Annotated in this window: 14 protein-coding genes; 8 read left to right on the forward strand and 6 right to left on the reverse strand. The window is 72.5% G+C overall.

Annotated features, from left to right (window positions below; translation table 11 throughout):
- Window positions 1–163 precede the first annotated feature (163 nt).
- Window positions 164–1,330, reverse strand: a complete 1,167-nt coding sequence (locus CG740_RS01925) for a D-alanyl-D-alanine carboxypeptidase family protein (RefSeq protein ID WP_100573091.1) — start codon at window positions 1,328–1,330, stop codon at window positions 164–166.
- Window positions 1,331–1,613: 283 nt separating this feature from the next.
- On the opposite strand from CG740_RS01925, the gene CG740_RS01930 reads away from it, so the two are divergent.
- The 4 genes from CG740_RS01930 to CG740_RS01945 all read left to right on the forward strand — a co-directional run bounded on the left by CG740_RS01930 (window position 1,614) and on the right by CG740_RS01945 (window position 4,756).
- Window positions 1,614–2,846 (forward strand): carbohydrate-binding protein, encoded by a 1,233-nt coding sequence (locus CG740_RS01930; protein WP_100573092.1) that lies wholly within the window; start codon window positions 1,614–1,616, stop codon window positions 2,844–2,846.
- A 190-nt stretch (window positions 2,847–3,036) separates the two neighbouring features.
- A complete protein-coding gene (locus tag CG740_RS01935) occupies window positions 3,037–3,531 on the forward strand; it encodes an LPXTG cell wall anchor domain-containing protein (RefSeq protein WP_159030187.1) in 495 nt (164 codons plus the stop codon).
- Between the two features lie 68 nt (window positions 3,532–3,599).
- A complete protein-coding gene (locus CG740_RS01940) occupies window positions 3,600–4,256 on the forward strand; it encodes an RNA polymerase sigma factor (RefSeq protein ID WP_100573094.1) in 657 nt (218 codons plus the stop codon).
- Complete coding sequence (locus tag CG740_RS01945; RefSeq protein ID WP_100573095.1) at window positions 4,253–4,756, forward strand: hypothetical protein; 504 nt, start codon at window positions 4,253–4,255, stop codon at window positions 4,754–4,756. Before CG740_RS01940 ends, CG740_RS01945 begins: the two co-directional genes overlap by 4 nt.
- 2 nt (window positions 4,757–4,758) lie before the next feature.
- Here CG740_RS01945 and lepB read toward each other — a convergent pair whose 3' ends face one another.
- From lepB to CG740_RS01965, 4 genes are all read right to left on the reverse strand, one after another.
- Window positions 4,759–5,601 (reverse strand): signal peptidase I, encoded by an 843-nt coding sequence (gene lepB, locus CG740_RS01950; RefSeq protein WP_100573096.1) that lies wholly within the window; start codon window positions 5,599–5,601, stop codon window positions 4,759–4,761.
- A gap of 147 nt (window positions 5,602–5,748) precedes the next feature.
- Window positions 5,749–6,858, reverse strand: coding sequence for an alpha/beta hydrolase (locus CG740_RS01955; RefSeq protein WP_100573097.1), 1,110 nt, complete (start codon window positions 6,856–6,858; stop codon window positions 5,749–5,751).
- A gap of 185 nt (window positions 6,859–7,043) precedes the next feature.
- A complete protein-coding gene (locus CG740_RS01960; protein WP_234375996.1) occupies window positions 7,044–7,325 on the reverse strand; it encodes a hypothetical protein in 282 nt (93 codons plus the stop codon).
- A 108-nt stretch (window positions 7,326–7,433) separates the two neighbouring features.
- Entirely contained in the window at window positions 7,434–7,958 is a 525-nt protein-coding gene (locus CG740_RS01965) for a YceI family protein (RefSeq protein ID WP_100573098.1), read from the reverse strand.
- A gap of 168 nt (window positions 7,959–8,126) precedes the next feature.
- Here CG740_RS01965 and CG740_RS01970 point away from each other — a divergent pair, with 168 nt between their 5' ends.
- The 3 genes from CG740_RS01970 (at window position 8,127) to CG740_RS01980 (ending at window position 12,018) form a co-directional block, all read left to right on the forward strand.
- Complete coding sequence (locus CG740_RS01970; RefSeq protein ID WP_100573618.1) at window positions 8,127–9,332, forward strand: sensor histidine kinase; 1,206 nt, start codon at window positions 8,127–8,129, stop codon at window positions 9,330–9,332.
- 5 nt (window positions 9,333–9,337) lie between these two features.
- The gene (locus CG740_RS01975; protein ID WP_100573619.1) at window positions 9,338–9,991 is read left to right on the forward strand and encodes a response regulator transcription factor; all 654 of its coding nucleotides are present in this window, start codon (window positions 9,338–9,340) and stop codon (window positions 9,989–9,991) included.
- A gap of 314 nt (window positions 9,992–10,305) precedes the next feature.
- The gene (locus CG740_RS01980) at window positions 10,306–12,018 is read left to right on the forward strand and encodes a ricin-type beta-trefoil lectin domain protein (protein WP_234375997.1); all 1,713 of its coding nucleotides are present in this window, start codon (window positions 10,306–10,308) and stop codon (window positions 12,016–12,018) included.
- Window positions 12,019–12,027: 9 nt separating this feature from the next.
- Here CG740_RS01980 and CG740_RS01985 read toward each other — a convergent pair whose 3' ends face one another.
- The gene (locus tag CG740_RS01985; protein ID WP_100573100.1) at window positions 12,028–12,627 is read right to left on the reverse strand and encodes a Type-2Aa cytolytic delta-endotoxin; all 600 of its coding nucleotides are present in this window, start codon (window positions 12,625–12,627) and stop codon (window positions 12,028–12,030) included.
- 281 nt (window positions 12,628–12,908) lie between these two features.
- On the opposite strand from CG740_RS01985, the gene CG740_RS01990 reads away from it, so the two are divergent.
- Window positions 12,909–14,396 carry an aldehyde dehydrogenase family protein gene (locus CG740_RS01990; protein WP_100573101.1) on the forward strand — a complete coding sequence of 496 codons (1,488 nt, stop codon included), beginning with the start codon at window positions 12,909–12,911 and terminating at the stop codon, window positions 14,394–14,396.
- Window positions 14,397–14,470: the final 74 nt, after the last annotated feature.

Consider the following 14,470-nt stretch of genomic DNA (forward strand, 5'->3'; position numbering starts at 1 on the left):
CTGTTTGAGGGCTGGTCAGATTCCGCAATCCGCCGTCGAGGGCCGCGCGGAGGGCGCCCTCCGGGGATCGGCCCGCCCGTCCGGGTCCGTCGTCCGAGACCGCCCGGGACCGACGCCCCGGCGCGCTCCGGTCCGTCTTTCGGACGCCCGCCCTCCGGCGGTGTCACTCCGCGGCACGCCTCCGCTCCGCGCGGGCGCGGACGACGCGTCGCCGGCGCACCACCAGGAACACGGTTCCGGCCACGGCGAGACCCGCCGCCGCCGAACTCGTCAGCGTCCAGCCGGGCTCTTCGTCGTCCACGGGAGCCTCGGGCTCGACGGCTGCGGCCTGCGTGATCCGCGCCTGCCGCTGCGGGGACTTGGCCCGTACGGGTTCGAGGGAGCCCACCGAGTCGACGTGGTCCCAGGCCGCGAAGCCCCAGTCCAGCAGGGTGCGGGCCTCGTCGTAGACCTCGAAGCCGCCGCCGGCCTGCGGGTTCATGACGGTCACCAGCAAGGTGCGGTCGCCCTGCTTCGCGGCCGCGATCAGCGTGTTGCCCGCGTTGGTCGTGTAGCCGTTCTTGACCCCCACGATCCCGGGATAGCGGGACACCCCGTCGGAGCCCGAAAGCAGCCGGTTGGTGTTCATGATCCCGTACGAGCCGCCGCCGCCGGGGAACTGCGCGGACGCCGTCGAGCAGTACTCGGCGAAGTCGGGACGGGCCAGGCCCGCACGCCCGAACACCGCGAGGTCGAACGCCGAGGAGACCTGGCCCGGGCTGTCGTAGCCGTCGGGCGAGACGACCTCGGTGTCCAGGGCTCCGAGCCGCCGGGCCTGGGCCTGCATCTGCGCCGCGGTCTCCTCCCAGCCGCCGTTCAGCGAGGCCAGCACGTGGACGGCGTCGTTGCCCGAGCTGAGGAAGACGCCGCGCCACAGGTCGGCCACCTGATAGGTGTGCCCGGCCTCCACCCCCACCAGGCTGCTGCCCGGGCCGATGCCGGCCAGCTCCTGCTCGGAGACCGTGTGCCGGTCCTCGGCGTGCAGATGGGGGAGTGCCGTGACCGCGAACAGCGTCTTGAGGGTGCTGGCCGGCGGCAGCTTGCGGTGGGCGTCCCGGGCGGCGAGCACCTTGCCCGTGCGGGCGTCCGCGACCACGTACGACAGGGCGGACACCTCGCTCGGAAGGGCGGGAGCCCCCGGCCGCAGACTGACCTGCTGGCCCGTTCCCGTTCCCGTTCCCTGCGCGGGCGCGGAGGCGGAGCTGTCGGGCGTCGGGGCGAGGCAGCACAGACCGATGGCGGCAGTGGCGGTGAGTGCTGCCATGGAACGGAAACCGGATCTGATGACCATTCAGCCACCGTAGGAACAGAACGGACATCACGCAGGTCGGCTTGTGCCGTCCGGCCTACACGGGAGGCACTCGACCGGGCGGTTCCGCCCCGGCGGGCGGGAACCCGCGCGGGCTGTCGGGTTCACCGGACGGGGCCCGTACGGAAGGCGTCCGCCCGACGGCTCCGTTCACCGGTCCGGCGGTCATTGTTCAAGGAAGAGCAATGGTCTAGTCCAAGTCGTTGACGTGTTCCGGCCACCGCTCAATTCTGGGAGCCCCTCCCCTCCCCCAGGAGACCCCGACATGAAGCCACTTCGTGCTCTCCTGTGCGGCGCCGCCAGCGCCGCACTCGCCGCGGCCGGGCTCACCGCCCTCGTCGCGGGACAGGCCTCCGGCGCGACCGCGGACGCCGCCGGGCTCGGCGGCCGCTGGTACGCGGCCGCGCCGTATCTCATGCCGCTCGACAACAACCCGCCCGACGCCTCCGCCATCATGGACGCCACCGGACTCAAGGCCTTCCAGCTGGCCTTCGTCCTCGCCCCCAACGGCGGTGGATGCAGCCCCACTTGGGGCGGAACGGCCCCTGTCTCCTCCGACACCGCGGTTGCCGGGATCATCGGCTCGATCCGCGCCAAGGGCGGCGACGTCTCGGTCTCGGTCGGCGGCTACGGCGGCACCAAGCTCGGCCAGAACTGTGCGGACGCCGCCTCCACCGCCGCCGCGTACCAGCAGGTCATCACCAAGTACCAGCTCAAGGCGATCGACTTCGACCTCGAAGAGCCGGAGTACGAGAACACCGCCGCCATCTCGCACGAGATAGGCGCCGCCAAGATCCTCCAGCAGAACAACCCCGGCCTGTATGTGTCGGTGACCACCGCCGGGACCGCCGACGGCACCGGCTGGTTCGGCAAGCAGATGCTGAACGAGGCCAAGACCCAGGGCTTCGTGCCGGACAACTTCTCGATCATGCCCTTCGACGGCGGATTCAGCGGAGCCGCCGCCCAGACCAGCGCCCTCACCAACTTCAACTCCGTACTCCAGTCGACCTTCGGCTGGTCCGCCGCGACGGCCTACGCCCACGAGGGCTTCTCCGGCATGAACGGGCGCAGCGACTCCGGCGAGTACTTCTCGCAGGCCGACTTCCAGACCGTGCTCGACTACGCGACCAGCCACGGCATGGCCCGCTTCACCTTCTGGTCCCTCAACCGCGACCGGCAGTGCACCCCGCCCGACAACAACGGCACCACGTCGGGGGTGTGCAGCAGCGTTCCGCAGGCGGCCTGGGACTTCGCCAAGTACTCGGTGAAGTTCGCCGGAGCCACCCCGCCCAACTCGCCCCCGCCGTCCTCCCCGCCGCCCTCCTCGCCCGGCGGCGGCACCTGCGCGGTGGCGGCCTGGAGCTCGGGTGCCGTCTACACCCAGGGCAACGAGGTCTCCCACAACGGCCACAAGTGGAAGGCCAAGTGGTGGACGCAGAACGAGGAGCCCGGCACCACGGGGGAGTGGGGGGTCTGGCAGGACGAGGGCGCCTGCTGAACCCCGCGGGGGTCCGGCGGGACGAGGGCACCCGCCGAACTCCGCGGCGGACCGGGGGCGCCGCTCGCCGCCGCCCGCCGTCGCTCCGGAAATATTTCCGGAGCGACGGCAACCCCCGGAGCCGCCGCACGTCGTCAGGGGTGAAGGCGCGGAATTCCGCGCCGCCTTGCCGACCGTGGAGAAGCACAACGTGACCGTCCCCCTGCACCGTCCCGCCCGGCCCGTCCGCCGCCCCCTCGCCGGGGCCGCCGCGGCGACCGGACTGCTCCTCGCCCTCGCCGCCCCGGTGTTCGCCGGCACGGCCCACGCCGACACGCCGTCCCCGCGGCCCGAGCGCGCGGCCCCGGCCGCGGCGGCCGAGCCGAGCGCCGCGCCCGCCTCGCCGGTCAAGCGGGCGGGTGAGAGCAAGCGGCCGGCCGCGGCGCCGGCCAAGCCCGAGGCCAGCGCCCCGCCGACCGGAACCGCCGCCCAGGAGCCCGCGCCCGTGCCCCCGTCCGCCGGGCAGGCCGAGCCGAGCGCTGTGCCCAGCGCACCGGCCGCGGCCCCCGCGCCCGCGGACCAGAAGGAGCTCGCGCATACTGGTGCGTCCACCACCACCAATACGGTGATGGGCGTCGGAGCGGGCGCGCTGATCCTCGCGGGCGCCGGAACGGTCATCGCCGTACGGCGACGCCACCAGAACTGAGTACCGAGGCACCCACCGCCCCGCCCCCTCGTCAGGGGGCGGGGCACGCCCGCGTAACCGAGGAACCGATGGAGCACACCGCCGCACCGCACCCGGCACTCTTCACCCCGCGCGCGCTCGCGCCCTGGTGGCGCGGACTGCTGTGGCGGGGCCGCGCCGCAGCGGGCGCTCCCCGTGCGCGGACGCCCTCGGCCGGGCCGTCCGGCGTGTTCACCGGGGCCCGCGCTCCCGGTGCCGTGCCGCCGACCGTCGGCGAGCTCTACCACGCGCACCGCCTCAAGATGGTGCGTCTGGCCGTGATGCTGGTCGACGACCGGGCCACGGCCGAGGACGTGGTGCAGGACGCGTTCACCGCCCTGTACCGGCGCCACGGCGACCGCATCGACGAGATCGACAACGCGCTCGCCTATCTGCGCACCGCCGTGGTGAACGCCGCACGGTCCGTGCTGCGCCGCCGCCGCACCGCCCGCGGCTACACCCCGCCGCACGAACCCGACGCGCCCTCCGCCGAGGAACGCGTCGTCCTCGACGAGGAACACCGCGAAGTCCTCGCCGCTCTCGGGCAGTTGACGGCCCGTCGGCGCGAGGTACTGGTCCTGCGGTACTGGAGCGACCTCACGGAGGCCGAGATCGCGACCACCCTCGGCATCAGCCGGGGGTCGGTGAAGTCCATCGCGAGCCGGGCACTGGACTCGCTGGAGAAGATCCTGGAGGCACGGGCATGAGCGGCCACTGGAGCGGGCCCGACACCCCCGAGCGTCCCGTCGAGCGCCGGCTGCGCGAGGCGCTCGCCGCCCGCGCGGAGGGCATCGCCGTCGTCGATCTGCGCCCCGCCGATCCGCCGGGTCCCCATCTGCGCCGCACCCCCCTGGCCCGGTTGCGCCGACGCCGCTTCCTGCTCCCGCTGGCCGGGTTCGCCACGGCCGCCGCCGTGGCGATCGGCTGGTTCACCCTGGCCCCCGCCTCCGCGCCGCCGCGCCCGCTGCCGGCCGCAACGCCGGGACCGGTGGAGCCCCCGCCGAGCCCCGGGTCCTCCGCAGCGCCCGCGCCGATGCCTTCACCGGTGCCGCCCAGCCGCACGCCATCGGCCGACCGCTCGAAGGCGCCGCGCGGGGCGACGACGCCGACGCCGACGCCTCCGCGCCCGCCGGCGGCCCCGAGCGCCGGATCGCCGGCGCGGGCGACACCGGACGGGCCGGCCCCCTCCAGGGCGCCGGCCCCCTGAGGTCAGTGGACGCGGGCCGCGGCGCGCCGGCGCCGCCACAGCGCCACGGGCACGGCACCCGCCAGCGAGAGCCCGCCCGGTGCGAGGGCGGCCCGCGTGTCGATGCCGGGCTGGTCGAAGGTGCCCGGGACGGGCAGTGTCGTCCAGCGCGAAAGCGGCCACGCGACCACGAACGCACGGCCCACGGCCTCGTCGACCGGCACGAACCCGTGGTTCTTGTCGGCCTGGTGGTAGCGCGAGTCCTCCGAGTCCTGCCGGTGGTCGCCCATCATCCACAGCTTGCCCTGGGGGACCGTCACCCTGAACTGGCCGCCCCGCTGGTCGACGCTGCACGGCGTGTTCCCGGGAAAGACGTACGGCTCGGTGAGCGGCTTGCCGTTGACGGTCAGCGGGCCGGTGCCCTTGCACTCCACGGTGTCGCCCCCGACCCCGATGACGCGCTTGATCAGGTCCTGCTCGTTGGCCGACGGCATCACGCCGACGAACGACAGGACCTTCTGCACCACGTTCGGATGGGAAGTCGGCTGCCCGGTGAGCCAGTTGTCCGGGTCGTGGAAGACGACGACCTCGCCGCGCCCGGGCTTCGCGCCGAACCACGGGGTCAGCTTGTCGACCAGGACGCGGTCGCCGGGCTGGAGCGCGTTCTGCATGGACTCGGAGGGGATGGAGAACGCCTGCACCAGGAACGTCTTGATGAGCAGCGCGAGCACCAGCGCGACCACGACGAGGATCGGCAGCTCCCGCCAGAAGGAGCGGTGTCTGCCGGGGCCGGAGCGACGCGGTCCTTCGGGCCCCTCACCCTCGGCCCGAGGGCTCCCGTCCGCGCCGACCGCTGAATTCCCCACGCCCGCTCCTTCGTCCGTACCGCATCCACGCGCCGATGGCGTGGATCCACGACCTGCCCGGTGAACGGTAGTTCCCGACGGCCCCGATCCACGGGGGCGCCGGGCGGTGTCCGGTCGCGTTCCTGCATCCGAAGGACGCGGGGCGGGTCAGGAGGAGGGCTCGGGGCCCTGCATGTGCTCGCTGATCCACTGGATGAGGCCGCCGTTGGCCATGTTCGGCACATATGTCTTGGCGTTGTGGCCGCCGCCCTGGATGACGCTGATCTTCGTCTTGATCGGGCCCTTGCCGTACTTGGCGATGAACTCCTCGATCTTCGGCTTGGCCTGGGCGTCGGAGCCCACGGTGCCGACCTGGAAGGCCAGATAGACATCGGGGCTCTTCGCCGCGATCAGCTTCTGGGCCAGCAGATTGGGGTTGTTCTCGCCCTTCTCCTTGTCGTGTCCGGCCCACAGTCGGGAGTCGGGGACGATGTCCGGGCCCGAGGCGATGACGGCCTTGAACTGGCCGGGCTTCTGCAACACGCTCTTGAGACCCGCGAAGCCGCCGGTCGAGGAGCCCATGAAGGCCCAGCCGTCACGGGACTTGACCGTACGGAAGTTGGCCTTGATGAGGTCGGGCACGTCCTCCGTCAGCCAGGTGCCCATCTTCGGCTGGCCGGGGATGTCACTGGCGTCCCAGTACAGGCCGCCGGTGTCCGGGTGGGGGTTGAGCACCGGCATCGCGAGGATGAACGGCAGGCTCTTGCCCTCCTTGGACCACTGGGAGATGCTCGACTCCAGCTTGAGGTCCGTGCCCATCCAGTAGTTGGTCGGGTAGCCGGCGCCGCCGGGCAGCGCCACCATGACCGGGAAGCCGCTCTTGGCGTACTTCGGGTCCTTGTACTCCGGCGGGACCCAGACCCAGACCTTGCCCGTGAAGCCGGACTTCTTGCCCTCCAGGGTCGTCACGGCGATCTTGGTGCCGTTCTCCGGAACCGTTCCGGCCACCGTGAACTTGGCCTCGGGCCCGGTCGGCATGAGCACCTTGGAGCTGCTCGCCTTTCCGTCGCCGCCCGGCTTGTCACCGCCGGCTCCGGTGCCACCCTGGCCAAAACTGATCGCGTCGCCCTTGTCGGAGAAGACGTCGAAGTAGTTCAGGACGGGCCACGCGATCAGGCCGAGCACGGTGACGGCGGCCACGCCGAGTATCCAGCGCTTGGCGCGGCTGGCCCGGCGGTGGCCCCGAGACTGGTAGGCCCCGTGGCGGGGGTGGGTCATCGCTGTCGCTCCGGGTGGTTCCGTGGCCCAAGGGCATGCCTGTTCGTTCCACCTGGGCTGATGGGCAGGAGCGGCCAAAGGGTTCCGGATTTGTCTTACAAATCTTGTGAATGTGACCGATCGAGCCACCCGCGCGGCGGATTCCCCGGCCCGCCCGGGCCCGTACGGGCGACGGCACCCGGAGGTCAGGCGGGCAGAGGATGCCGGACCCACACATGGGGCTCCACATGACTCACCCGGTCGTGACGGGTGTCACAGTGCACCCGAACCAGGGCGGCCGGGACCTCGATCTCGCCGTCGCGGTCGAAGGGCAGCCCCGTCCAGCGGCGCCACTCGGCCGTGGTCCCGTTCACCGTCATCGACGCGGCGGCCGCCTTCACTATGGTGCCGCCCGCCTTGACGTGGACGCGCAGCCACGGATCGGCGGGCAGGCCGTCGTCCCTGACCTCGCGCAGATATTCGGCCATGGGCAGCCGGGGCCGCAATGCTCGGTCGCCACCATGGAGTACTGCGGGAACTCCTCGGGCACCCGGGTGAGCAGGGCGTAACCGATCAGGTCCCGGGCTATGACAGCGCTATGAGCGGACGCAGTGGACCCGTATGGTCACCGTGAGGTGGCGCCCGGCCAGGCCGCGCGCGGCGGTCACTCCGAACTCCGTCCGGTCGATACGGGTCGTGGCGCGGGCGCTGAACGATCCGGTCGGCGATGCCGATTCCTCGATGGACTCGATGGAGAGGGACACCGGGCGCGGGACACCGCGGACGGTGAGGGTGCCCGGCACCGACGTGCCGTCGAGGTGCTCCGCGGTGAAGGTCATGAGCGGATGGCGTTCGGCGTCCAGAAAGCGCGCCGAACGTACGGCAGCGTCCCGCTGCTTGTTGCCGGTCCTGAAGCTCGCCGCGTCGATCTCGGCCCGTACCCCCGAGCCGCCGAGCGGCTCCGCGATGTCGACGCCGCCGGAGCGGATCGTGAAGCCGCCGCGCACCGGGAGCAGCCCGAACATGTGCCGGGTCGTGAATTCGACGGCCGAGGCGCCCGGGTCGATCGTGTAGTGCCCGAGGGCGGGCGCCGCCGTGGTCCTGTTCTCGTTGGTCTCCATGCCTCGATGGGACCGCGAGGCGGCTCCCGTGCGCCAGAGCGGAGGGGAGGGAGCCGGGACGACGAAAGGCGGGCTGGACGGGACGGCATACGACTTTCGTAGGGTGTGCCGGGGACGGAGGTCTCCTTCTCGGGGGCCACCGCCCGGAATTGACCTACCGTGAACGGCATGAGTGACGGACCGTGGCACCTCCGGCATCCGCTCGCCGTGGACACGGCGATCGCCGTCTGCTTCACCGCGACCGACCTCGCGCTCACGCTGGTCGGCGCGACCTGGTGGCCCGAGCGCCCCGGCACCCTGGCCTGGGCCCTGCTCGGCGCCCAGGCCCTGGCCTGTCTCTCCGTCGTGGCCCGTCGCCGGGCGCCCCTGACGGTGGTCGCGGTCCTCGGCGCCTTCACGCTCGCCGTGACCCTGCTGATCTCCCCCGTGCACGCCCTGACCCCCGCCAACCCCGGCAACGTCTGGGCCCCGTTCTCGACGGCACTCGCCGCGTACGGCCCGGTCTTCTACGGCAGGACCGCCCGCAACCGCCGCACCGCGTTCCTGGTGCTCGGCCTCTTCACGCTGGTGGTCGCCCGGGCCTGGGAGCCGTCCATCACGGTTCTCACCATCGGCCTGCTGCGCACCGCGGTCGGCCCGCTGCTCGCCTTGTACTTCGACGCGCGCAGACGGCTGGTGTGCGCCCTGACCGAGCGCGCCGAGCGGGCCGAGCGGGAGCGCCATCTGCTCGCCGAGCGGGCGCGCGCCGAGGAACGCGGTCGCCTCGCCGGGGAGATGCACGACGTGGTCACCCACCGGGTCAGCCTCATGGTGCTCCAGGCCGGCGCCCTGCGCGTGACCGCGTCCGACGAGGCGACCCGGCGGGCGGCGGAGGAACTGCGGGCGGCCGGCTGCCAGGCGCTGGAGGAACTGCGGGACCTGGTCGGCATCCTGCGCACCGCGCCGGAGGAGGACCGCACCCCGTCGCCCGACGGGCTGGCCGCGCTCGTCGCCGAGTCGACGGCCGCGGGCGTCCCCACCGCGCTGATCGAGACGGGCGACCGGTCGCTGGCCTCACCGGTGGTCGGCCGCACCACCTACCGCATCGTGCGCGAGGCGCTGACCAACGTGCACAAGCACGCCTGCGGCGCCCGCGTCACCGTCACCGTGGCATACGACGAGGGCGGGGTGCGCGTCACCGTCCGCAACACCCGGCCGAGCGGGAGCCCCGACAGCGAGCTGGTGCGCACGGGGTCGGGTCTGGGCATCGCCGGGCTGCGCCGGCGCATCGAGCTGGTCCACGGCAGCCTGCGGGCGGGCCCCGAACCGGGCGGCGGGTTCTGCGTGGCCGCCGAACTGCCCGCCTATGTGCCGACAGCGGAATCAGTGGGGTGAGGGCCGTGGTGCGTGTGGTGGTCGTGGACGACGAGGCGATGGTGTGCGGGTTCCTGCGCACCATCCTCGGCTCCGCCGACGACATCGAGGTGGTAGCCGAGGCGCACGACGGGGCGGCCGGCATCGAGGCGGTGCTGCGGCACCGGCCCGATGTCGTCCTCATGGATCTGCGCATGCCGGGCATGGACGGCATCACCGCCATCGAACGGCTGGCCCGGCGCGACGCGCAGCCACCGCCCATCGTGGTGCTCACGACCTTCGACGCCGACCAGTACGTCCTGCGCGCGCTGCGCGCCGGAGCGACCGGCTTCCTGGTGAAGTCCACGCCGCCGGAGGAGCTCATCGGCCTCGTCCGGGTGGCCGCCGAAGGGCACACCGTCCTGTCGCCCGCCGCCGCCCGGCGGCTCATCGCGGCCTCGACCGACGGCCTGTCGGCCCGCGACCACGCCCGCGAACGCGTCGCCCTGCTCACCGAGCGGGAGACCGAGGTCCTCGCGGGACTGGGGGAGGGCCTCTCCAACGCGCGGATCGCGGCCCGGCTCCACCTGTCGGAGGCGACCGTCAAGGGATACGTGTCACGCACACTCGACAAACTGGAATGCGCCAATCGCACCCAGGCCGGACTGCTGGCCCACGAGGCGGGCATCGTAGCGACGTAGTCGCAATCCCCAACCAGCTTTATCCGTAACCCAGTTGACGCTCCGCCGGGTCCGGCCCGCGCGGTCGCGCACGGAGCGCCGCACTGCCGACGGGCGGCCCGGGCGCGGACACGCCGTGGCAATGCGGGGCTCGGCGCCGACGGGGGCGGATGCTTGTTTCTGCTCGTCCGACGGGAGCCGTTGACAAGAACGAGCATCAGTACTGCACTGGCGGGTGCCCTCCGGCAGGCTCGTGCCGGCGGGATCGGCACCTTCCCCTGCCTCCTACGCATCCCGCCCGGGCCGCGACCGGCCGGGCCAGGAAGGAATCTGTCGTGCCGTCACTTCCTACCCGGCGCAGGAGACTCGCCGCCCTGCTCGCCGCACTCCTGGCCGTACCGCTGGCCGCGACCGGTGCCCATGCCGCGGCGCCCCCGGCCCCGGCGCAGCCCGCGTCGCCCCAGAGCGGCAGGCTCGCCGCCACCCCGCCGATGGGCTGGAACAACTGGGCGCACTACATGTGCGACATCAGCGAACAGACCGTGGTGCACAACGCCGACGCACTGGTCTCCTCGGGCCTCGCCGCCAAGGGCTACAAGACGGTCACCGTGGACGACTGCTGGATGGCCAAGACCCGCGACGGCCAGGGCAACCTGGTGGCGGACCCGGTCCGCTTCCCGCACGGCATGGCCTGGCTCGGCTCCTATCTGCACGCACGCGGCCTGAAGTTCGGCATCTACGAGGACGCGGGCTCGGCCACCTGCGAGGGCTACCCGGGCAGCGGACGCCCCCAGGGCGGCGGCCCCGACCACTTCGCGCAGGACACCGCCACGTTCGCGTCCTGGGGCGTGGACTACCTCAAGCTCGACGGCTGCAACATGTACGTCGCTCCCGGCCAGACCAAGGAGGAGGCCTACCGCCAGGCCTACGACGCCGAGTCCGCGGCGCTTGACGACGCGGGCCGCGACATCGTCTTCTCCGAGTCGGCGCCCGCCTACTTCCAGCCGAACGGCGAATGGGGCAGCCCGGACTGGTTCTCGGTCCTTTCCTGGGTCGGCGGGGACGGCCAGCTGTGGCGCGAGGGCACCGACATCGTGGTGTTCAACCCGCAGAAGCCCACGGCGAGCCGCTGGGCGAGCGTGCTGTGGAACTACGGCTACAACCGCTGGCTCGGCCGCTACGCCGGGCCCGGCAACTGGAACGACCCCGACTTCCTGCTGGCCGGCGACCCCGGTCTGACCGCCGACGAGTCGCGCAGCCAGGTGGCGCTCTGGTCGATGATGGCCGCCCCGTTCATCCTCTCCTCCGACGTGGCCGCCCTCACCCCGGCCGGGCTCTCGGCCCTCGGCAACGCCGGGCTGATCGCCGTCGAACAGGACCGCATGGGCCGGCAGGCCGCCGTGGTCGCCACCAACGGCACCACCGACGTCCTGGTCCGCCCCCTCGCCAACGGCGACCGGGCCGTCGCCGTGCTCAACCGGTCCTCCTCGGCGCGCAACGTCTCCACGAGCCTCGCCTCGATCGGCCTGCCCGGCTGCACGGTGAGCGCCAAGGACCTCTGGAGCGGGGCGAGTTCGAGCGTCTCGTCCGCGCTGGCCGCGAACATCCCCGCGCACGGCACGGCCATCTGGCGGCTCACCCCGGGCAGCGGCTGCGCGCCCGCCGTGCCCACGGGGCAGCTCACCGGCAACGGCGCCAACTGCGCGGACGTGTCCAACAGCGGTACGGCCGACGGCACCCCGGTGATCCTCTTTCCGTGCACGGCCAACGCCAACCAGCGCTGGAGCCTGGCCGACGACCACACCGTACGGGCGCTCGGCAAGTGCCTGACGGCGAGCGGTTCCCGTGCGGGTGGCTCCGCGGTCCTGTCGGCCTGCACGGGTGCGGACGCCCAGCGCTGGACCACCGGCGGGGACGGCGCACTGGTCAACGCCGGATCCGGGCTCTGCCTCGATGTGTACGGCGGCGGCACGGCGAGCGGCACCAGGCTCGACACCTGGACCTGCGGCAGCCACCAGGCCAACCAGACCTGGGCGCTGCCCGTGTGACGCCCGGCGTCAGCTCGCGGCCGCGAGCTCCTGTCGCACGCTGATCGCGTCGAGGCGGATGGTGACCGCCGCGGTGTCCTCGGCGCCCAGCGACAGGAGCTCCGCCCGGCCGGCGGCCACGGTCACCTCGACGCGGAACGCGACGACGTAGAGATGGCCGCCCGTCTCCTCGTCCTGGAGCGCGAAGAGCAGGTGGTAGAAGTACCGCGTGCCGTCCGTACTCTCCTGGAAGGCGAGATGGGCCGCGTCCCGCTGTGCCCCGAGGCCCAGGAACACCCCGGCCAGAGCGTCGTCCGCCTTGTCCCAGAACGATGGGTTCTCAAATGGTTCGACCAGGGCCTGGCGCACGGCCTGCCGCAGGGTGAGGACCATGACCTGGAGGGGGGCGGTCTCCTGGAGGCCGAAGCCGGGGATGATCTTGACGACGGAGCTGTTCGGCAGGCTCCGGGCGGCCGCGCGCACGGCCCCGAAGTCGAAGCCCGCGTCCGCCGCCGGGGCGACCGCCCTCTGAAGGGCTTCCTCGGCGGCCCGTACCTGGTCGAGGGCCTCCGGGCCGACGTCGACGACCGTCTTGAAGGCGGCCGTTGTGGTGGTGGCCCGGTCAACCATGGCTGCTCCCGCTGGGGTTGGAAGTGATCAGTTTCGGCCGCGTCAGTATGCCGAAGCGGTTCTGAGCGGGCGGACCGGTCTCATATTCCGTACGTGAAATGCCGCAGGGGAGTGGGAGATTGACTCCGCGTGACCGAACGTGACCAGTAACACCGCTCTGACCTGCAAGGACCACGCAAAGTGACGCCGGTCACTTCGGGTAATTTTTTCGGCATGTTCCCCGCATGCCGGGGCAGGGGCGGTGGTGGCCCTGTCCCAGACCGCATCGGAGGACCCGAAACATGCCCGAGCTCTTCATCGACGGCCAGTGGAGTGCCGCCGTCGACGGGCGGACCCGTGAGATCCGGTGTCCCGCCGACGGCACCCTGGTCGCCACCGTCGACGAGGCGGGTCCCAAGGACACCGCGCACGCCATCGCCGCGGCCCGAGCCGCCTTCGACCACGGACCGTGGCCGAGGACGGCCCCGGCCGAGCGGGGTGCGCTGCTGCTTCGCGTCGCCGATCTGCTCGTGCGTGACAAGGAACTCCTCGCGCGCGCCGAGTCCCTCGACACCGGCAAGCGCCTCGTCGAGTCCCGCTACGACATGGACGACATCGCCAACTGCTTCCGCTACTTCGCCACCCTCGTCGCCGCCGAGGGCGCCGGCCGCGTCGTCGACACCGGCAACCCGGTCGTGGACAGCCGCGTCGTGCACGAGCCGGTCGGCGTGTGCGGCCTGATCACGCCGTGGAACTACCCGCTGCTCCAGACCGCCTGGAAGGTCGCCCCGGCGATCGGCGCCGGCAACACCTTCGTCCTGAAGCCCAGCGAGCTGACCCCGCACACCGCCATCCACCTCATGAAGCTGCTGACCGAGGCGGGCCTTCCGGCGGGCGTCGCCAACCTGGTGCTCGGGGCGGGCGCCGAGGCGGGCGCGCCGCTCGCCGAGCACCCCGACGTGGACCTCGTCTCCTTCACCGGCGGCCTCGTGACCGGTCGGCGCATCATGGCCGCCGCCGCCCCCACCGTGAAGAAGACCGCGCTCGAACTCGGCGGCAAGAACCCCAACGTGGTCTTCGCCGACGTGGCCGCGACCGAGGCGGGCTTCGAGGCGGCCGTCGACAACGCCCTGACCGCGGTGTTCCTGCACTCCGGTCAGGTCTGCTCGGCCGGCACCCGGCTCCTGGTGGAGGACGCGCTGCACGACCGGTTCGTCGACGAACTCGTACGCCGGGCCCAACTGATCCGGCTCGGCGGCCCGTTCGACGAGCGCGCCGAGACCGGCCCGCTGATCTCCGCCGCCCACCGCGACAAGGTCGAGGCGTACGTCGCCGCCGGTGTCGCCGAGGGCGCCGTCCTGCGCTGCGGCGGCGAGCGCCCCAACTCCGGCGGTCTGGAAGGCGGTTACTACTATCCGCCGACCATCCTCGACGAGTGCCGGGCCGACATGGGCGTGGTGCGGGACGAGTCCTTCGGGCCGGTCCTGACCGTCGAGCGCTTCACCGACGAGGACCAGGCCGTGCGCCTGGCCAACGACACCGTCTACGGCCTGGCCGGCGCGGTGTGGACCACCGACGAGGCCAGGGCCCGCCGGGTGGCGGCCGCGCTGCGGCTCGGCACCGTGTGGATCAACGACTTCCACCCGTACGTCCCGCAGGCCGAATGGGGCGGCTACAAGCAGTCCGGGACCGGACGCGAACTCGGGCCCGCCGGCCTGGCCGAGTACCAGGAGACCAAGCACATCTGGCGCAACACCGCCCCCGAACCCCAGCGGTGGTTCGAGAGCTGACCCGCTGAACCCACGACCGGCCGTACCCCGCGGACGGCCGGTCACCGCACCGTGCCCCCTCCTGAATCCCTGCC

This window comes from Streptomyces sp. CB01201 (genome assembly GCF_002803085.1).
In the GTDB taxonomy this organism is placed as follows: Bacteria; Actinomycetota; Actinomycetes; order Streptomycetales; family Streptomycetaceae; genus Streptomyces; species Streptomyces hundungensis.